This window comes from Pantoea cypripedii (assembly GCF_011395035.1).
Lineage (GTDB): Bacteria > Pseudomonadota > Gammaproteobacteria > Enterobacterales > Enterobacteriaceae > Pantoea > Pantoea cypripedii_A.
The window spans coordinates 3,623,121-3,643,381 of record NZ_CP024768.1; the positions used below are offsets into that span (position 1 = coordinate 3,623,121).

17 protein-coding genes are annotated in these 20,261 nt (G+C 52.3%); 4 read left to right on the top strand and 13 right to left on the bottom strand.

The annotated features are described in order from the left end of the window. Window positions 1-38 precede the first annotated feature (38 nt). Together CUN67_RS16825 and CUN67_RS16830 are read right to left on the bottom strand one after the other, a co-directional pair. Window positions 39-1,772 (bottom strand): hypothetical protein, encoded by a 1,734-nt coding sequence (locus CUN67_RS16825; protein WP_208716439.1) that lies wholly within the window; start codon window positions 1,770-1,772, stop codon window positions 39-41. 235 nt (window positions 1,773-2,007) lie between these two features. Next, window positions 2,008-2,955, bottom strand: a complete 948-nt coding sequence (locus tag CUN67_RS16830; RefSeq protein ID WP_208716440.1) for a GGDEF domain-containing protein — start codon at window positions 2,953-2,955, stop codon at window positions 2,008-2,010. A gap of 367 nt (window positions 2,956-3,322) precedes the next feature. Between CUN67_RS16830 and uxuA the strand changes: the two genes are divergently transcribed. The 3 genes from uxuA (at window position 3,323) to CUN67_RS16845 (ending at window position 6,928) form a co-directional block, all read left to right on the top strand. Continuing rightward, window positions 3,323-4,387, top strand: a complete 1,065-nt coding sequence (uxuA, locus tag CUN67_RS16835) for a mannonate dehydratase (RefSeq protein WP_208716441.1) — start codon at window positions 3,323-3,325, stop codon at window positions 4,385-4,387. 229 nt (window positions 4,388-4,616) lie between these two features. Beyond that, window positions 4,617-5,675: a sugar ABC transporter substrate-binding protein gene (locus CUN67_RS16840; protein WP_208716442.1), complete on the top strand. Its 1,059-nt coding sequence runs from the start codon at window positions 4,617-4,619 to the stop codon at window positions 5,673-5,675. 8 nt (window positions 5,676-5,683) lie between these two features. Then, on the top strand, window positions 5,684-6,928 hold the full coding sequence (locus CUN67_RS16845; protein WP_208716443.1) for an LVIVD repeat-containing protein: 1,245 nt from the start codon (window positions 5,684-5,686) through the stop codon (window positions 6,926-6,928). Window positions 6,929-7,000: 72 nt separating this feature from the next. Here the strand turns inward: CUN67_RS16845 and CUN67_RS16850 are convergent, their stop codons facing one another. The 11 genes from CUN67_RS16850 to CUN67_RS16900 form a co-directional block, all read right to left on the bottom strand. Further along, entirely contained in the window at window positions 7,001-7,693 is a 693-nt protein-coding gene (locus CUN67_RS16850) for an amino acid ABC transporter permease (protein ID WP_208716444.1), read from the bottom strand. A 19-nt stretch (window positions 7,694-7,712) separates the two neighbouring features. Then, on the bottom strand, window positions 7,713-8,405 hold the full coding sequence (locus CUN67_RS16855; protein WP_217621308.1) for an amino acid ABC transporter permease: 693 nt from the start codon (window positions 8,403-8,405) through the stop codon (window positions 7,713-7,715). 160 nt (window positions 8,406-8,565) lie between these two features. Beyond that, the gene (locus CUN67_RS16860; protein ID WP_208716446.1) at window positions 8,566-9,384 is read right to left on the bottom strand and encodes a transporter substrate-binding domain-containing protein; all 819 of its coding nucleotides are present in this window, start codon (window positions 9,382-9,384) and stop codon (window positions 8,566-8,568) included. Between the two features lie 20 nt (window positions 9,385-9,404). Beyond that, window positions 9,405-10,142: an amino acid ABC transporter ATP-binding protein gene (locus tag CUN67_RS16865; protein ID WP_208716447.1), complete on the bottom strand. Its 738-nt coding sequence runs from the start codon at window positions 10,140-10,142 to the stop codon at window positions 9,405-9,407. Window positions 10,143-10,173: 31 nt separating this feature from the next. Continuing rightward, window positions 10,174-10,740, bottom strand: coding sequence for a peroxidase-related enzyme (locus CUN67_RS16870; protein WP_208716448.1), 567 nt, complete (start codon window positions 10,738-10,740; stop codon window positions 10,174-10,176). Continuing rightward, window positions 10,737-11,219, bottom strand: coding sequence for a CMD domain-containing protein (locus CUN67_RS16875; protein WP_208716449.1), 483 nt, complete (start codon window positions 11,217-11,219; stop codon window positions 10,737-10,739). The genes CUN67_RS16870 and CUN67_RS16875 overlap by 4 nt, the downstream gene beginning before the upstream one ends. Continuing rightward, a complete protein-coding gene (locus CUN67_RS16880) occupies window positions 11,216-12,676 on the bottom strand; it encodes an NAD(P)-binding domain-containing protein (protein ID WP_208716450.1) in 1,461 nt (486 codons plus the stop codon). Before CUN67_RS16880 ends, CUN67_RS16875 begins: the two co-directional genes overlap by 4 nt. A gap of 232 nt (window positions 12,677-12,908) precedes the next feature. Further along, on the bottom strand, window positions 12,909-13,862 hold the full coding sequence (locus CUN67_RS16885) for a LysR family transcriptional regulator (protein ID WP_208716451.1): 954 nt from the start codon (window positions 13,860-13,862) through the stop codon (window positions 12,909-12,911). A gap of 81 nt (window positions 13,863-13,943) precedes the next feature. Further along, on the bottom strand, window positions 13,944-14,417 hold the full coding sequence (locus tag CUN67_RS16890; protein ID WP_208716452.1) for an OmpA family protein: 474 nt from the start codon (window positions 14,415-14,417) through the stop codon (window positions 13,944-13,946). Then, the gene (locus tag CUN67_RS16895) at window positions 14,414-15,628 is read right to left on the bottom strand and encodes a diguanylate cyclase domain-containing protein (RefSeq protein ID WP_208716453.1); all 1,215 of its coding nucleotides are present in this window, start codon (window positions 15,626-15,628) and stop codon (window positions 14,414-14,416) included. Before CUN67_RS16895 ends, CUN67_RS16890 begins: the two co-directional genes overlap by 4 nt. A 1-nt stretch (window position 15,629) precedes the next feature. Beyond that, a complete protein-coding gene (locus tag CUN67_RS16900; RefSeq protein WP_208716454.1) occupies window positions 15,630-16,205 on the bottom strand; it encodes a YfiR family protein in 576 nt (191 codons plus the stop codon). 430 nt (window positions 16,206-16,635) lie between these two features. On the opposite strand from CUN67_RS16900, the gene CUN67_RS16905 reads away from it, so the two are divergent. Beyond that, complete coding sequence (locus CUN67_RS16905) at window positions 16,636-20,148, top strand: hypothetical protein (protein ID WP_208716455.1); 3,513 nt, start codon at window positions 16,636-16,638, stop codon at window positions 20,146-20,148. Window positions 20,149-20,261 lie beyond the last annotated feature (113 nt).

Genomic DNA, 20,261 nt, shown 5'->3' on the forward strand with positions numbered 1-20,261 from the left:
AGACAGGAGGCATTGATGCCTTCTGTTGCCACTCTGGCTCAGAATACAGGGCTATGTCTGTGAATTTCCCCGGCGATCGCGGCATCGTTATCACTGATAAACTGCAGCGAGTTAATCAGTAATAACGCTGAAACCGTGCGGTTTTCATTAATATGTGACAGCAGGGTATCTACCCCATCAGCAAGCGACGCATTTGGGGCGTAATCATAAGCATCAATTAGAAATTGTTTGGCGAAATCAAGAAACCAGCTGTGACTGGCACTGTCTGTGCTGCAAAGTGTGGGAGAAAACAGGTTGGCAAAGACACGCGTCAGCAGAATAGCGGCGACAAATTTTTGCTGTTGCGGAGTAAGCCCACTGCTTGCCAGGTTCAGATGATGACAAACCTGCTCAATCAGCACGGTCCTTTTATTACCGGCATCATCAGATTCATCGGTTATATAGTTCATAAAGGGTGTGAATAATTGTTTTAGCAGATAAACATCACCAATATCATCCAGATTGAGTTTTCCGTGTGCGTCCTTGGTGAGTTGAGCCAACACCAGACTTTCCAGGCGGATGATATCATCTCGGCGTGCTTCCATATGTGCAGGGACATTAAACAATGGAGCAAGGACTTCAGCGAGTTTACTGCCACGACCATGCCACAATGATTCAAGTACCGGGAAGTTGTGTAGCAGCGTTTGCCGTTTCTTATCGGTCAATGGCGTTATCATGATTCTTCCATCATCACAGGTTAACAGGCGCGCATTTTCCGGTGCGGTTTCACCAGACATCAGATTGTCAAACTCTGCGGCGGGAATATAGATAGCCTGTTCGGACGGCGGGAAATAAAAAATCACGCCCTCTTTTGGTGACTTATCAAACTGCCGGGCACAGTCCATAAATGCTTGTAACGTGGGATGTGTATTCATCGTCTGACGCACATCCGGTAGCTGGTTAACCAGGAACTGATATTCGAGCTGTTTTTCTGGTGTCATTTTACTGAGGACAGATGCCAGACTGGCCTTTTCATCATTTTTTATCAATGAATTAGCGTGGTAGCGGATAAGTTTATCTTCCAGAAAGCGAGTAATCTGCTCTGACTTCTCTGGCGTTTTGAGCATATGGGACAACATCGATTGGCGCAGTGCATCAGAATGCGCCAGGGCATAATCAAGTTCCGGAATATCACAAAAAAACTCCACTAACTGCTCTTTAAAGTCACGCTGCAAGCTTGAATTAATTATGGTTTCTATCGTTCTAAACAGCATCGCGGGCTGGCCAGAATAATTATCATCACAAAAATTATCGAAAGTTTTTTGCAGGTCGGCAAAATGCTTCCTGCTTAACACAATACCTCTTCGTTCAGGACAACCAAACCTTGCCTCGCGTAAATTCGCCGGGCCGGAAAAATACAGACCGTCAATTTTCTTCACATTAATAAAACTGGTACCCTCGGTAAATTTAACATATGCCATTTCAATGTTGCTCGCCTCGATCCCATTGAAATTACATCGTCTGATTTCTAAAGGCTTACCTCGTTCTCCCAGAAAGGCCACATCCGTAAAACGGTTGCCACTGAAGTCAGCATCAATCATGGCTTTATTTTTAACACCGGGAAACTTTTGGCCGTAAAAATTCTCGCTGGCAAACACGTCCTTTTTTGGGGTTGCATTTGAAAGTAATGTTTCGCTGCTATTAGTGACATTCACTGACGTCGAGGGGGGTGTATTATCTGTTTGCCCGCACGTTGTATTGGCAGCAACCGTGCCGATAGTCATCTCCGACATATTCTATCTCCATTAATATTCAGGTTTTACCTCCTGTGGTGCCGATATAACACCCTATCTACAAAGAAGATAATCACCAGTAGCAGGAGGAAAAATAAAAATCACGTGACACTAAATCATAATGATGTGGTGAGTGATATATAAGAAAGATGATAATGCGCCTTCCCGGCTCCTGTTTTCTGAGTGAAATATGAAATCAGAGAAATCAGTCATTCTTACTTTTTCTATCGGGCAGTTACGACACTAAACCAAACCCCTGCTTGCCATTTTTCTTGATGCTGTACATGGCTTCATCAGCACGCGTCAGCGCTGCGGTGAAATCATCATTTTCCTGCACCTGGGCAATGCCGATAGACGCACCAATCTGCGCCGTACCATTATCCAGCTCAAATGGCGTAAGTGCCGCATCCAGCACCGCCTGTGCCATGATGCGCACTTTGGGGTAGTCGAGCAGAAACGGCATCAGCAGCACAAACTCATCGCCACCGATACGGCCAATGACCACGTTCGGCGGCACAGCGTCGCGCATACGCTGGCTGAGTTGCATCAGCACTTCATCACCGCTGCGGTGCCCCAGGGTGTCATTGACGTGTTTGAAGTTATCAAGATCGATGTAGGCCACGCACAGCGGCCCCTGCTTTTTTATCTTGCTAAAGTGGTTTAATAACGCGTGGCGGTTGGTAAGGCCGGTAAGTGGATCGTGATTGGCCAGCGTCGACAGCTGCGCCTCGTAATTCTTCTCTTTGGTCATATCGATATGGGTGCCCGTCACCTTCATCGGATTGCCCTGTTCATCCCATTCGGTGACACGCCCGCGATCCAGTACCCAGGTAATTTTGCCGTTTTTGGCGATCATGCGGTGCAGCGCTTCATAATAAGGGGCGCGGCCTTCGATATGATCGTAAAACGCTTTCAGCACCTCATCCGCATCCTCGGGGTGCAGGTGCTCACGCCAGACTTCAAACTTCGCGCTCAGCTCTTTGGGCTGGAAACCCAGCATCGCCCCCCAGCGCCGGTTAAAAATAACCAGCTTGCCGCTGGGAATATCCAGCTGCCACAAACATAGCCCAGTGCCATCAAGCGCAGCGCTGAGCTTATTACGGGCATCATGCGCGATACGTTTTAGTCGCGAATTATGCTTTTTCAGGTTTTGAATCTGCTGCTGCAGCGCTTCTTCGGACATGATTCACGGAGGGAAAGAAATAAGGTTTATTGTGCCTGCCAGGAATATTCTGTAAATGATCCCAGTTAAAAGCCGATGAGCAGCGGTAAATCGCCTGAAAATCAGAGGTTATAGCGAAATTTATGGCTAATCGTAGCGAACCACGCTGTTTTTAATCATTTATGGTAGTAGATCAGACATATCTAAGTCCTGATTAGGATTGAATTCCCGCCAACATGGGTTTAGTTGTGCCCACACTTTCCCGTGCGCAGGATAAATGCGGTTCTGTGACGACGATCATGGGTTGATCACTGCAGGGCGCTGTCATCGTGAATACTAGAATGGTAGTTTATCAGTTATCACAGATACGATGATGGTGGATGACATTATGCAGCTGACAATGCGTTGGTTTGGTCCGAAAGAAGATAAGGTTTCACTGGAATATATTCGCCAGGTTCCGGGTGTCCGGGGCATCGTCGGCGCGCTATACGATGTGCCAGTGGGTGAAACCTGGCCGAAGGATAAGATTAAAGCGCTGGTGGATCAGGCTCAGGCTGCCGGTCTGACCGTGGAAGTGATCGAAAGCGTCAATATTCATGACGACATCAAGATCGGCCTGCCGAGCCGCGATGGCTATATCGAGAATTACAAGCAGAGCATCCGCAACCTGGCCGAAGTCGGCGTGAAGGTGATTTGCTATAACTTCATGCCGGTTTTCGACTGGATGAAGACCGAGATGAACTACGTGCTGCCAGACGGATCCATCACCATGGCGTTCGAGAAGAAAGGCATCGATAAAAGCCTGGATGACGTGGTGCAGGAGGTGCTGGGCAGCTCTAACGGTTTTGCCCTGCCGGGCTGGGAGCCAGAGCGTCTGGCGAAAGTGCAGGATCTGTTTGCCCAGTACCAGGGGGTGGATGATGCGAAGCTGCGCGAAAACCTGGCGTATTTCCTCAAAGCAGTGATCCCGGTATGCGAAGAGGTGGGTGTGAAGATGGCGATTCACCCGGATGATCCACCGTACTCCATTTTCGGCCTGCCGCGTGTGGTGAAGAATCGTGACGATCTCGACTGGATCTGTAACGTGGTCGATTCGCCAGCCAACTGCATTACCCTGTGCACCGGGTCGATTGCCGAAGATCCGCAAAATGATGTGTACGCGATTCTGGCCGAGTTCTCACGCCGTAACCGCATCCCGTTCGCCCATGTCCGCAACATCAAAATCATTCAGGACAAAGATTTCTACGAATGCGCCCATCCCACCGAGTATGGCTCGCTGGATATGTACCAGGTGCTGAAGTCGATGTATGACAACGGTTTTGACGGCTATATCCGCTCCGATCATGGCCGCTTTATCTGGGGCGAAACCGGTCGTCCGGGCTATGGATTATATGACCGCGCGCTCGGCACCACCTACCTGCTGGGTCTGTGGGAAGCACTGAGTAAGCGTTAAGTCCAGGTGCGCATAAATGCGCACCCTACAATCCAGGGTCGGGATTCATCCCGACCTGTCCCATGCCCCTTCCCCGCAAACCTAATGATTTATCTGGCATTACTTATGCCTTTTCCTTGATTGCCAACCTCGCGCAGAGGATGAAAAATTCGCTCAGATCGCCCGCCAACCACAATAAAAATCGGCGGCGCGCTACCAGCACTTCATCCATCTTATTCGGGGAAATGACATGAAATCTTTGGCCGTACCTTTTTTTATGCTGGGCCTGCTCAGCTCTGCCGTCAGCGCCGTACAGGCACCACTTCCTGCGCCACTGGCAAATCATCAGGGACCGATTCGGGTGGCGGTGATTCGCAACCTGGGTTCGGACGATAACACCACCCAGTTTGTTGCCGGAGCCATTCAGCAGGGCAAACAGCTGGGCTTTAAAGTCAGCACCTTTTTGAGCCAGGGTGATGATGCGCGTTTCCAGGATTTCGTGAACCAGGCCATCAGCCAGAAATATGACGGTATTGTCCTGTCGCAGGGCCGCGCACCCTACTCCACCGAGCTGGTTAAACGTATTCACGACAGCGGTATCGCGCTGTCGGTGTTCGATACCGCGGTGGATAACGTGCCCGCTGGCGTCACGGTAACGCAGCAGGATGATGCTTCACTGACTGAGCAATCACTGCAACCGCTGATCAAAGATTTCAACGGCAAAGCCAATATCATCAAATTGTGGGTCGCGGGTTTCCCGCCGATGGAACGTCGTCAGGCTGCCTGGGAAAAGATTCAGCAGGCCAATCCGGGGATTCATGAACTGGAATCGGTGGGAGCCGTTTCTGCCGATGTGCAGGGCGATACCGCCAACAAAGTCGGCGCGCTGCTGGCGAAATATCCAAAGGGGAAAATCGACGCCATCTGGGGCACCTGGGATGCCTTTAGCCAGGGCGCGTACAAGGCGCTACAGGAGAATGGGCGCACCGAAATCAAACTCTACAGCATCGATATTTCCAACGGAGATTTACAGCTGATGCGCGAAAAAAACAGTCCGTGGAAGGTTAGCGTGGCGGTTGATCCGAAACTGATTGGTGCCGTTAATATGCGCCTGATTGCCCTCAAGCTGGCGGGAGAAACCACCCCGGCCAGTTATGACTTTAAAGCCGCCGCCATTCCGCAGGCGCTGGTGACCGGTCAACCCGGAGCCGCCAACGTTGCCGCACTGCAAAAGGTGATTCCTGGCTGGGGCCAGAGCAGTGATTTTGTCGCGCCCTGGTTCGCCACCCTTGCCGCCAAAGCACAGTGAGGTCGAACATGACGTCCTCGCTCCCCACTCCGGAATACAGTCGCAATATGCGGCTGATTGGCCACAGCGATCAGGGCGGTCGCCCGGATGGCGTTCAGGTGATGGTACATCGCGGCTTTGCCTATGTCGGCCATATGGTCTCACAAGGCTTTAGCGTGATTGACGTGCGCGATGCACGTCAGCCCAAAACCGTAAATTTTGTTGCCGCACCACCCGGTACCTGGAACGTACATTTGCAGGCGCACGATGATTTGCTGCTGGTGATCAACGCGCGCGATCTGTTTGCCGATACACGCTTCGCCGATGAGAAAATCTATTACACCCGTGCGGTGGGCCAGACCACCGCAGATATTCAGGAAAAAAGCTGGCAATCCGGGCTGCGGATTTTTGATATTTCGTCCCCGGCGCAACCGCGTGAAATCGCCTTTCTCGCGCTCGATGGTATCGGTATTCACCGTATCTGGTATGTCGGCGGGCGCTGGGCCTACGTCTCTGCGCTGATTGAGGGATTCAGCGATTATATTTTACTGACCATCGATTTAGCCGATCCACAACGCCCTGCCGTGGCCGGGCGCTGGTGGCTGCCGGGAATGCACACCGCCGCAGGCGAAACCGCAGACTGGCCGGAAGGCAAACGTTATGCATTGCATCACGCGATTATCAGCGGCGATACCGCCTATGGCTGCTGGCGCGACGGCGGATTGACGCTGCTTGATGTCAGCGATCGCACGGCACCCCAGTTAATCAGCCATCGCAACTGGAGCCCGCCGTTTGGCGGCGGCACCCATACCGCGCTGCCGTTACCGGCACGCAATCTGCTGGTGGTGCTGGACGAAGCGGTGCTGGATAACCAGCAGGATGGCGAGAAGCTGATTTGGTTGTTTGATATTCGCGAACCCGCCAACCCGGTGAGCATCGCTACCTTTCCCCAGCCGGATGAGCGCGATTACGTGGCAAAGGGTGCCCATTTTGGCCCGCATAATCTGCATGAAAACCGCCCCGGTAGTTTTGTCAGCGACACGCTGATTTTCGCCACTTATCAAAATGCCGGGGTGCGCGCCTATGACATTTCCAATCCGTACCAGCCGAAGGAAACCGGTGCGCTGGTGCCCGCCGCACCCGCGCGCATGATGGATACCCGGCCGGATCGCCCGCAGGTGATTCAGAGTTGTGATGTGTTTGTGGATGCCGGGGGGATGATCTACAGCACCGATTACAACGGTGGGCTGTCGATTATTGAGTACCTGGGGTAAAAAATCTTGCGCGATAAATCGCGCCGCTACAAAAGCCTGCCTGGCCGTAGCGGCGCAATTTATTGCGCGTTTTTAACTACGTATCCGCAGCTTCGCCTCAATAAAATCGGCCATCCTGGTCACCAGATACGCAATCACCATGTAGAACACCACCGCAATCAGGAAAGCTTCCAGATAGTAGAAGTTCAGCGCGGCGGTAAGCTGTGCCTGAGCGAAGATATCCACCACTTCGATAGCAAAGGCCAGCGACAGTGCTTTCATGATCACCATGAAGGCGTTCGCCAGGTCCGGGATTGCCGCCACGATAATTTGTGGGAACATCACCCGACGGAATAGCTGGCCATCGGTATACCCCAGTGACTTCGCCGCATCCGACTGCCCGCTATCAAACGAGTTCAGCGCCCCTTTCCACACCTCGGCCTGGAAAGCAGCCACACAGGCACTGAGCGCCACGATGATGATCACCCAGTTCGGGAGCGAGTGGGCATTCACTTCAACGCCAAACAGCGTGGCAACGAAATGCAGCGCCGGTGGCAGGCCGTAATAAGCCAGGAAAATCACCACCACCATCGGCACACCTTTGAAGGCAATTTTGTACGCCAGCACCAGCTGACGCAGCACCGGCAGGCGCTGATGCTCCACATAGGCAAACAAGCCGCCAATCAGCGTGGAACAGATAAAAACGGTTATCGCCATCGCCAGCGTAACCGGCACCGCATCCAGAATGCTCCAGAAGTCCGGCAGCAAAACCTCAATATCAAACATAATCGCTGTTCTCTCTCTGTCACACGCTGGCGGTGAATTTCACCTGGCTGGTTGCCGTTTTCGAGTTGTATTTCGCGTGGCGCTGTTCGAAGAAACGGACGATCAGCCAGGCCCCCAGGCAAAGCAGTGAATAAAGCACCGCCAGCACCAGATAGGTACCGAACTGATACTGGTTGTAATCACGCTCCATGATCAGATGCGCGGTTGCCATCACATCGGCTGCGCCGATATACATCACCAGCGCCACGTTGTGGATCAGGTAGATGATGGCATTGCCGTAGCCGGGCAGCCCGATATGCAACGCCTGAGGTCCGATGATGCGCCACATCTTCTGCCGGAAGCTGTAACCCATGCTGTCGGCGGCATCATGCTGGCCGCGCTCCACGGCGAGAAATGCCGGACGCATCACTTCGGAGAGATAGCCGCCGTGGTACAGACTTAAGCCCACCATCGACGCCACCGTGGCTGACATCACATCGCCCACGCCGAACGACTCCAGCACCAGCGGCAGGCCATAAAATGCCACAAACAATTGCAGCACCACCGGAACACTGCGTGCGTAGGAAACGTAGAGATCAGTCAGCTGGCTAATCACCGGGATGCGACGCACGCGGAAGGTTGTCGCGATCAGTGCCAGCACAAAGCCAACAATCATCGCGACCAACATAATGGCGAGCGTTAACGGCAAAGCCGACAGTAGCTCGGGAATCATGGTCGAAAGATTCACTGTGAAACACTCCTGAAAAAAATGTCAGCTATGCAGCACATCAAGCCCAGGTGCGAATAAATTCGCACCCTACAATTGTAGGGTCGGCATTTATGCCGACCGGGCCGATAATTGCACGGATCGCCGTGGTTTCAGGTGAACCTGATTATTTCATGTACTTGACGATATCTTCGCCAAACCACTTATGTGACAACTTATCGAGCGTGCCGTCCGCTTTCAGCTCTTTCAGCGCCTCGTTCACATCGTCATTCAGCTTTTTGTTCTCGTCAGAGCGGTGGATCAGGATGTAGGTGTTGTTAATCGCCACCGGCTCACTGGCTTTGATCGCCAGCTGCTGGTTGTCGATAACGGTCTGCTCACCGAGGTTGGAAGGCAGGATCAGCGCATCATATTTGCCGTTCTGCACTTCTTTCAGGCGGTCCGGATAAGGGACACCGGCGCTGGAGGCTTTGATGTCGATCTTGTCGCTCGGGTTTTCTTGTTGCCACTGCATAACAAACTTGTAGACGCCGCCACCCGCAGTGACCGGAACGATATTCTTGCCAACCAGATCTTTCATGCCGTTGATATTGCTGTCTTTACGGCTGTAAATCTTCATCAGGCTGGCACCGATCGGATTATCGGGGATCAGGAACTGTTTGCTGCGCGCCGGAGCCTTATAGTAGCCGCCGGTCGCCATATCATATTTGCCGGTTGCCAGGCCGGTTTCCTGGGCGATATCCGCGGCACCTTCCATAACAAACTTGTACTGCGGCAGTTTGGCGTTGATGGCTTTCAGCACATCCGGCTCATAACCCTGCGGTTCAACGCCGATAGCGCCCCACGACAGCGGCTTGGATTCTGCCGCAGTGGCGATTTTGATGGTGCGCACCGATTCCGCATAACTGGTGGCTGCACTGAGTAACGCGATGGTTACGATACCCGGCATTGCCAGGCGACGTAATGTTGTTTTGATTGCAGGCATGTCTTTGATTCCTGTAATTATTAGAGTACGTGTTCTGAATTGAGGAACTGTGCAAGGCGTGGCAGGCTCGGGTTATCGAAAATCTCTGTCGGGCTACCCTGCGCCGCGACAACACCCTGATCCATAAACACAATGCGGTTGGAGATACTTTTGGCAAACTGCATTTCATGCGTCACCAGCAGCGATGTAATGCCGGAAGACGTCACGTCTTTAATCACCTTCAGCACTTCTCCCACCAGCTCAGGGTCGAGTGAGGAAGTCGGCTCATCGAACAACATCACATCCGGGCGCAGCGCCAGCGCGCGCGCAATGCCGGTACGTTGCAGCTGACCACCGGAGAGCTGTGACGGGTAATGATCCTGTTTGCCACCCAGACCAACGCGATCCAGCTCCTCAACGGCGATGGCGCGCGCTTCCTGCTTCGATTTACGCTGCACCGCGATCAGCGGATCCATCACGTTTTCAATCACCGTCATGTTTTTGAACACGTTGAACTGCTGGAAAACCATGGCGGTACGCAGGCGGATGGCCTGAATCGCGGCTTTGTCCGGCGACTGATAATCCATCGCAATCTGGTCAAACGTGATGCTGCCTGACGTCGGTTTTGCCAGATAGTTAATGCAGCGCAGCAGCGTGGTTTTACCGGTGCCGCTCGGGCCGATAATCGATACCACGTCACCACGCTTTACCGAGAGATCGACCCCTTTCAGGATCGGCGCGCTCCCGTAAGACAATTTAATATCTTTGAGTTCAAGCATTTGTGTTCATGTCCTTGCGGGTGAAAGACGGTTATTTCTCAATGCTGGCGTGGCCGAGCACATGCATCAAACGGTTGGCCCAGCCAAAGATGGCGATGGCATGGATCAGGTCGATAATTTCGTTGTCGTCCATGCCCTGTTCACGCAGCGCGGCCACATCTTCCGCTGTTGCTTCTGCTGGCGTGACCGACAGACGACGGGCAAAACGATAGATAGCTGCATCACGCGGACCGAGCGTGTCAGCTTTGTCGAAATACAACGCGCTGACCAGCGCATCGCTTTTGGTCAGCTGTGCATGGCGACGGGCATGGACCACGGCGCAATATTTGCAGCCGTTAACGATGGAAGCACCTAACGCGCCCAGTTCACGATCGGCCCGATCCAGCCCACCCTCAACATACATAATGGCGTTGAACAGTACGGTACGCGCGGTGTAACTCTCCGGGTCGTGCGCCAGGGTGCGCACATAATCGGAGATCTTCTTATTCGATGGCGTGACCTTCATCGCGTCGAGCTGCTCGGGCGTGGCCTCCGCAACGTCAACCGGCGTGATATACGGATGCCAGTGCAACGGTTTGAGGCTGACTAGCGGAATCATACGGACCTCATCAAACGTAAGCCGGACACCACACGCGTCTGGAAATTAACGAAGGCGATCAGCTCGGACAACGCCACAATTTGCGGATTGTTCAGCCCGGCCTGCTCCAGCAGACGGATATGACTGGCCTCGGCGGCAAACGGGGTTTTGGTTACCCGATCAGCGTGGCGGGCGATGGTCGCCAGCGGCTCCGCTAACGCTGTCTCACCGTTTGCCAGCGCCAGCAGCGCAGCCGAAGGAGACAGCTGTGCCAGCTGGGCAGCGTAGTCAGCCAGCAGATGCGCATCACCGTTCAGTGCGGCCATGCGATGTGCCAGCGCCACACGCAGATCGGCAGCCAGTCCCTGATCCTGCTGCGGAGCCAATACCGACTGACGGCACTGCTCGGCACCCTCAACAAACTCCGGGCGAAAACGGCGGGCACGATACAGCTCATCCTCTGGTGTCAGTCCGGCGGACTGATCAATGGCGTCGATCACAACGCATTCTCCTGTTTGAGTAAGGGTGTGGAATCCACCCATTCATCGCCCTGCAATTCAGGGGTGTCAAAAGCCATCAGGCTGTCGAAATGCTGCTCAACATCCTCGGCAAAGAGCGAAGCCGCAATGCCGCGAACCAGGCGGTCGGCACCGGCGCTGACCGCCGGAATATCGCCAGACACCTTGCCGTGCGTCAGCATCGCCGCATCGTTGAAACAATGGATATGCGCCAGCAGCGGACAACTACCCGGCTCACGCTCGCGAAACTCAAAGGCTGGCCCCAGATCCGGCGCTTCCAGCATGCTGCTGCGCGCGGTGCCCATTTCTGCCTGGTAGCGGCCATCGGCCCAGCTGCGGATATAAGGGGCGATGGCAGCAAACTCCGGGCGGCCGTTAAAATCGTTGGTGAAACCGGTCGCGGCGATCAGATAGTCGTAGCGCAGCGCGCCCTGGGTGGTTTCAATCACCAGGCCATCGGCTTGCTGCTTAACCGCGTTGATGCCGCAATCGAGGAAGAAACGCGCATTGGCGTGGCGTGAAACGCGCAGCGTGGAGGAGCGTGGCGGCGGCGTTTGCGTTGACGCGGTGTAATCGACAAATTTCCACTTCCACGCGTCCGGCAACTGATGCATGCCGTGCACCACGCCCTGGCTGCCGATGCCGGTCATCTTGTTGATGCGCGGCATCTGCTTGCGGCGAATCAACAGATCCACCGCGCCCGCACCGTTTTCCAGTGCCGTCGCCGCGTTGTCCATGGAGGAGGCTCCGGCACCAATGACCGCCACCCGCTTGCCCTGCAACGCGGAAAAATCGATGTCATCCGCCGAATGCGCCCAGAATTTGCGGTCGATGCCCTGCAAAAAATCCGGTACGGCAAAACCGCCCAGCCCCGAGCGTCCGGTCGCCAGCACCAGACGGCGTGTATAAACGCGCCCCGTCTCAGCACCCGCGAGATCCAACGCAATCAGGTCACCTTCAGCGGCGATAGCGGTCATGCGCACGTTGTTACGCACCGGCAGATTGAGCACCTTGCGATACCAGACCAGGTAATCCATCCACTGGTCTTTAGGAATTTTGTCCAGCGCCTGCCAGGCCTCAGCTCCCCACTGCGCGGTAAACCAGGCGCGGAAGGTCAGCTGCGGCAAGCCGAGAGAGGGACCATGCAGGCTTTTGGGCGATCGCAGGGTCTCCATGCGGGCAAAGGTGACCCACGGCCCTTCCAATCCGGCCGGAGCAGCATCATAAGCCACCACGTTGGTGATACCGGTCAGCAGCAATTTCGCCGTGGCGGCCAATCCGCACATCCCACCACCAATCACCACGACATCGCGTACTGGCGCACCATGGTGGGTGCGCGCTGGCACCCAGGCTTTGGCCGGTAATTCGAGGAATTCGAGATCCTGCTGAAGCTGCGCTTCAAGCGCGGTAAGACCGCTGGGCTGTGCTGCTGTCGTCATGGTGTTGTTCCCTGCTGCGGGTATAAACCTGCAAACGCAGGTTTAGAAGGCGCAATCAATCATCCACAAAACGCATAGTTAATGATTAATAATCAATAATACGCATAGTAAGAACTAAGGTTTCGCATAATCCCTCTGGCCCCGAAAGGAGTCAAGCAGGATGCTCACTTCGTAACCAATGGATTTCTTATATCTAAAGCAGAAAATGTTCTAAGAAGGGAACTTTATGGATTTAATCCTGATTAATCAGCCGCATAATGCGCGGATGTTCGCTGGCGGGTAACCGCTGAAAACCTGGCAGCAAGGTCTGCGCCGCCTGTTCCAGCGCCTCCACCAGTGCCTGCGCGGCGGCAGTAATCTGTCGTCCTTGCGGGGTAATCACGCCAAAGAAATAGGGGATCTCTTCTTCCAGCGGGCGAATCACCACGCCTTCCAGCGGCATGCCCCAGGCGGTCACCGGTTCGAGAATCGCCACCCCTAACCCGGCGCGCACGCAGGCCAGAATATTGGCTGAGGAATTGGTCTCGATGGTTTCGTGTGGCGGCACTTTGAGTTTTTTCAATGCTTTATCATAGCGACCCCGTAACCGTTGCGGGCTCCAGGGGGCAATCAGTCGGCGTCCGGCGAGGCAGGCCAGCGTCAACTGCGGCTGTGCTGCCAGAGGATCGTCCTGCGGTAACGCCACCACACAACGCGACTGCCCGATCCAGTGCAGGTCCACGGCGTGATGCTCCAGTGGCAGGCTACTCAGACCGAGGTCCGCCTCAGCAGTGATCACCGCGTGCGCCGTCTGTTCAGCAGATTCACTGATAATCTGCACCTTGTTCTGCAAATTCAGGCTGGCGAGCGCCTGTGGCAACAGGCCAGCAGCCAGCGCAGGCGTGGCGGCGATACTGAGCGGACGATGTTGTTGCTGGGCAATTTCCTGAGCGCGCAGGCGGATTTGCTGCAATGACAGCAGCGCTTTTTGCACATACTGGTGCAGCTGTAGCGCTTCTTCCGAGGGATGGATGCGGGGTCCGTTGCGGATAAACAGCGGATAACCCAGCGCCTGCTCCAGTTCCTGAATCAGACGTGACACGGCGGGCTGCGAGCGATTCAGCGCTTTTGCCGCTGCCGTGACGCTGCCAGCGGAAATCACTGCCGCAAAGGCTTCCAGCTGACGTAAATCCAGATCGTGTAACATGCGGACATTCCCTAAGACATTGATCACCCGCGACAATCGCAGGGGCAAACATCACATCATAGAGAGAGTCGGCGCAATACGCTATGGCGCGGTAATCACCACCGCCACACGCCGGTTCTGCGCACGACCCTGAGCGGTGTTGTTGCTGGTCACAGGATATTTCATTCCCAGCCCGCGCGTCTCGATATTAGTGCGCGGTAGCGATGCCCCTGTCGCCCACTGCGCCGCGACTGCGTCGGCGCGCTTCAGCGACAGCTGTTCGTTATAACTGGCGGTGCCGTAATTATCGGTATGACCATCAATGCGCAGATGTTCAATACCGGTAACAGCAAGGTTGGTCGCCATACGGTTGATCGTGGTTTTACTTTCCGGGGTCAGTTCTGACTCATTGATACCGAACAGAATTTTGTCCGACATCCCCAGCCCCCAGCCTTCCGCATTCGGACTGAATCCCTCTTTACGCATGGCGGCAATCTGCTCGTCGGTGAAAGTCCTTTTTGACTGACACCCGGCACAAGCAACGATGCAGAGGAGTAGCAATGCTTTGAGTTTCATCCTGATACCTTTGTAATGCCCTTATTTTTGTACATATTCATATCTGCACGCTCAAGAATTGAGGTGACAGAATCACCGTGCTGCGACCAGGCATAACCGATGGTCACTGAGGTGGAGATATTCACGCCAGCAGAGATGGCAATCTTTTGCGCGATGGTGCTTTCAATCTCACTGGTAAGCTGTTGCAGCGCGTCTTCAGTGCTGTGGCTGGTGATCAGCATGGCGAACTCATCCCCGCCCAGCCTTGCCACCAGATCGTTTTTCGTCACCAGGCCGGACAACCTGGCCGCGATGCTTTGCAGCACTTCATCGCCCGCCGCATGTCCCCAGGTATCGTTGATGCTTTTAAAACGGTCGCCATCCAGAAACAGCAGCACAAAACGCTCGTGCGCCAGCTGTTGATCGAGTAACTGGTTAAGTCTGTTGATAAAGGCGGCACGGTTTGCCAGCCCGGTCAGCGGATCTTTGAGCGCTTTGGCGGCGAGAGATTTATTGTCGCGCAGCAGTGACGCTTTTAAGGTCTGCATTTCCGCCAGCAGTGAATTCAAATCCTCGGAGAACACCTGGAATTCTTTGGTGGAGCTACCGGAGATACGCGGCGAAAAATCACCGGAGCGAATCACATTATGAATGGTGCCGGTGATATTTCTGAAGGAGGCCAGAATGCCACGGTGCAATAACTCGCTGACCAGAAACGAGATAATAAACACGAAAATCATGCTACAGGATAAAATAATGATCGAGTATTCAATAAAGTCCGCCACATTGGTGACCGTACCCGACAGCGTCAGCGCCCCCACTTTGGCATCTTCGTGGGTGACATTAACGGTAAGCGGTTTGGCGTAAATCCAGTTACGTAGCAGATGCTGAAAACGGCTTTCGTTTTCCACATTATCCTGCCAGTCAACTAACACCGTCTGTTCGGAAGTCTCCAGTTTTGCCGCAGAAAACATGCCCTGCTCAGCCAGCAGCATGACTTTTTTCTTCGCATCATAGCTATCTTCAAATACGGTGGCCGCCGTCAGGCTGGTACTGAGCGTATTGGCAATCAGTTCAAGGTTTCTTTTTTCATAGCTTTTAATAAACAGCATCGACGTGGAAAACAGTAATAACCAACACAGCAGCAAAATAACCGCGGCATTGATGGTACTGATTTTACGTAACTGATTTCGTATAGATGATTTTTCGGTTTTTATTTTTTCGAATTTCATCTTACTGGCTTCCTTTGCGGGACAGTAATAACACGTCTGGACTGACTTTCACGCCGCTTCTTGCCAGCGAGTCAAGATTCACAGAGAACACCGTCTTATCCTGATGAGAAATGAGGCAAAAGGATGCACCGATGGTACATTCCGGATTGTTTTCAGCGATGGACAGCACCGGCCGGTTGCTGAGTTTTTCCAGCAGCGCCACCTGTTGCTGCGGCGACTGTGCGCCAAAATAAACCGCATCACATTGCTGGCCGGGTAAAGCCTCCTCACTGGCAAGCCATACCACGCTAAAACCCTGTTCAGTGCCTTGCGGTAAAGAAAGATGGCTAACCGGTGGCAGTACGCAAAGTTGCGGTGGATGTTTTAAATCCGGCCAATGGGTAAAACTGATGATGCCACTGACAATACGATTGGCCGCACCATCGTTTAATCGTGTGTTATCGGCAGCATTAACGGGGCCAGCAATAAGCAGCAAGACGAGAGGAACAACGCCAGCAAACAATCGGGCAATGGCGATAAGGGAGAAAAAAGCGATTATGCCTCTGACGAAACAGCATTTTTCTTCTTTGCGAGACATAGATTCCATCCCTGAACATTAAGACCAAAATATTATCATTGCTTTGGAAAAATCTGTAGCGGCGTGATAAATCGCTTCGCTAAAAAATATTTTTCATAAAAACAAATGGATCTAAAAAACAATTGATAATTATTTTCTATCAATGGATTAAGTAAATCAATTAGTACCAATGAAAAGTTTCAATCATCACCAGAAAGGAAGTTGCCTGCCTTCCAGCCCCCGGGAGCTGATATACCGCCCCGTACCCCGTATTGATAAAGAGATGACAAAACACCAAAAAATCAGAACATCGCACGTTTATGAGCGAGTTATGAAATCAGAGATTACAAAGGGATTATTCTGTTTCTTCAATTTTATATTGAATTAACATCTTAATTTTTATCATTTTTGTCCTTCACGTTATCAACTCCTTTTTACAGAGAATTATTGTATGCACATATCATCATCGTCTGCACCACAGGCTGCAAATGGCGTTAATATAAATGCTGACCCTATTGAACCCGCCATCAGGGTAAATAATATCGGTAATGCCACCGCTAGCCCGCAATCAAATTTCCATGCCACAACCGCTGTTGCCGCACCTGCCTCTCCTCAACCCGCACAGCCCGCCATCGACTGGTCACGGCAAACAGCGTTTGCCTGTCTGCTGGGCCAACAGACGGGCTTTGCTCTCGATGCTAAGGATCTGATGATTGAGGAAAACCTTACCCGCAGCGCAAAGATCGGCCACGGAAAACTGCAATGTTATGACGTAAAAATCATCGCTACCGGCCAGCTGTTTGAAATTTCCACTTATCCTGCCAGCGCCATTATCGCCAGTGGACATGAAGATCGCTTGCCGGCAATTGCCCGCTGCGTGAATAACGAGCGATCCCGTGTCGGGATGGTTACGCTACCCAGCGAGAGCGGTGATGGCGAGGAAAATTATGTCACAGTGTCGTTTAACCGCCAGGGGCTAATTTCGTGTCAGGAGTTTATCTCGCAACTTAATCATCAACAGAAACAGTGTATTTCGGTAGAAGATATTGTCAGCAACTATATGTCCCGGCTGAATACCGCTCGCGCGATGCTGGAAAAATATGAGGATTTTCATAACAAAATAGCAGCATTTGGCAACCAGGCTGGCATAAAAGCACATGGGTATCTGAGTCCGACTGCTATTTTCCTTTCAGATAAACCGGGGTCTGAAAATGGCCATCCTGAGGTAGAATTTGAACCCTCCACGTTTTTCTATCGTTTTCTGCAACAGGCCGAAATTAAATCCATGACAAAATCAAGTGGCATAAATTGCACGCAATATATGTCACCCGAGATCCGGCTAGGGAGAATCTATACCAGCAACACTGACAGCTATAGTTTCGGTGTTATTTTTATCGAGTTATTCCATACCGAACTTAACATTGAACAACATGAGGGAACTGCTATTTTTCGCTTGATGGATGGTCTGTTAGATGGCAATCCAAAGTATCGCCTCGGAGTTGAAGAGATACTTAACCTGCTCCAACCTCGTTATACTTTAGCCCACCTTGAAGAACAATATATTAAAATCAGCGCCATCGGTCATAACGATAAAAAAATCCCTCCAGAAAAACTGGCGGCGATGGTCCAGTCTCAGATCAATTATATTTCTGCACTTTATCGCCACCTCGCTGCCAGCGGAGACGAGGCTCATCGATTTTTGGTTGATGCGTTGATTAGCTTTATGCTAACCAAAAACGTTTCCTTATCGGATATGCAGCGTTATTTTAATCATTCACAGGAAATTTCAAATCTGAAGTTTACCGGTGAAGATTCCACGCTGCTAAATCGCGTGCAGGAGATGCTGCAAAATAAATTTTTTGACGCCTGCGCTCTGCTATTTCTCCCGCCAGTTGTTGAAACAAACCATCTTGAAAAATGTACGTTTTCCGACTGTTATCTGGATAATCTCATTGGTACAACGGAAATCGTATCCACGCTGAAAGGCAGCCATATTAAACATTCACCAGACTCGGCACATAACAAACCGACCCGCGTCTGGCTGAAAGATTTTAATATGGCCGGATTGACCTTAACCGGTACGGAAAAAACGCCGGTTCACTGGTTAGCGCAATCTTTAGGGCAGACCACTGCGACTGGCAATCACTGGGAAAATGTTGCTCTTTATCTCAGTCAATGCGGTAAAGAACCCATCATCGGCATTGATTTCAGCCAGTCTGAATTTAAAAATGTCGTCATATCGGGACTTCCGGCTAATAGCCGTCACGAACAGCATCATTCTTACCCACGCCGGGACATTCTCCAGAGTGATTTTTCGGGTGTTGCAGCAGAAAAACTGACGTGGACGGGTCTGGCGTTTCGCCAGGGATGTAATTTTTCCGGAATAAAAATAAAAGAGTTGTTCGTCCAAAACACCACGCTGAATGACGCCATTTTTGGCGATGTCCAAAAAGTGCAAATCACCCTGGCAGCAGAGATGTTTAATGACGCCCAGATACGTTCCCGGCTGGAACCCGGCACCGGTGAAGGGGGAAATGCTGATTTCCTGGTTTTTCTCGCCAGTATTGCCGATAAACGAGTTAAACAGGACTTCGCGGAGCAGATGTCCCGGCACATCCTCGCGGGCGGCGGTGAACAACTCAGTCAGTCTGCACTTTATGTCTTGCTCAACCATATCGCGCAACAGGGCTATGAGATTTCCGCTGATATCGAACGCTGCTGCGCATGGGCAATGAGTAAGCTCTACAGCGCCCTGCGCACAAAACCGCTGGACCAGCAGATAAGTCAGGACGAGCAAAACCTTATTCTGACCCGTTATTTACCGCTACTCAAAGACCAGAATCTGCTGTCTTATCAGGTCTGGATTAACCAAAAATATAATGCGTTGCTCCCTGCTGTGAAGGCAGCTTACCTCGCCATCCCGGAAGTTAAAGCAGCACGCGAGGCATTACTTTGTGGTCTGTTGGGCGCAGAAAGTGATGATGGCAGCCGTGCACCGATTTATTTTATGCCTCATCCAGGTGCCCCCGGGCAGGGATTCTATCTGAGTAATGAGCAGCTGGATGCAATCCTGCAAAAACGCAGCGATATATTGGTGATCCCGGAACCCTTTGATATCGCGTCACAGGGCGCTGATTTCACGGTGAATTTTATCGGACAAAATGCCAGGCGAATGAATGAAGCCTTTTTCCTCAATCCCTGGTTACTGAGCGGACAGCAATCGGTCGTTCCACCCGAATTTAAACTGTTTCATGCCACCACGCCCCTCTCTCCGCGTGAGGCAGCACGGCTGGCGCAAATCGACGCGCATTTCCAGTGTTGTGCAGAACAACGCGCGCGTTGGGCATTAAAACTGGATGGTATGGATGATTATTTATTACTGATGAAGGTACTGGACCGGTATTATTCACAGGAGAGTTCCGCCGTCCATCAACGAGATAGTTTATCTGCGACTCTGCTGCTCAACCTGCGTGCGCGCATAATGGACACGAATGGCTGGGGCAGCCTGGAAGAGGCGAAACAGGTTTATCTGACATTTTCACATTTAACCCCCAGCCAGCAACTGGCGGTTGCCGCGCTGAGCCTGGCGGAATTATTTACCCGTTTGTCTTCCGTTAATCTGAGCGGTAGTGAAGATAACTCTCCGCCAGCCATTCGTAAATTAGCCAGGTGCTTTGTGCTTGATGTTGAACGGCTTTGGCCGCAACTGGCGGCATCATTTGGCGATGCTTATCACACATACAGCACCGCTCACTACGACGAGCAAAAAAATAAACTGGTTTATGAAAAGTTTCAACAGACAGTCCCCACGCTGACCCACTGGCAGGATACGTTATATCCACCAGTCGGAGTGCACGCTGGTAATGCCGGTTGCACGGCGATCTTAACCGATGAAATAAAGATAAGAGTAGCAAGTTGTGGTGCTATCGATAATACCCTGTGGGAGATGATGCGATTGTTTTAATACGCGTTTCTATACATTGTGGCGCGATAAATCGCGCCGCTACAACTCAGTGCAGAGATGCCGCAGCGTTTATTTCTTTGGCTAAATAAATTGGGCCATATCCAATCCTGAAA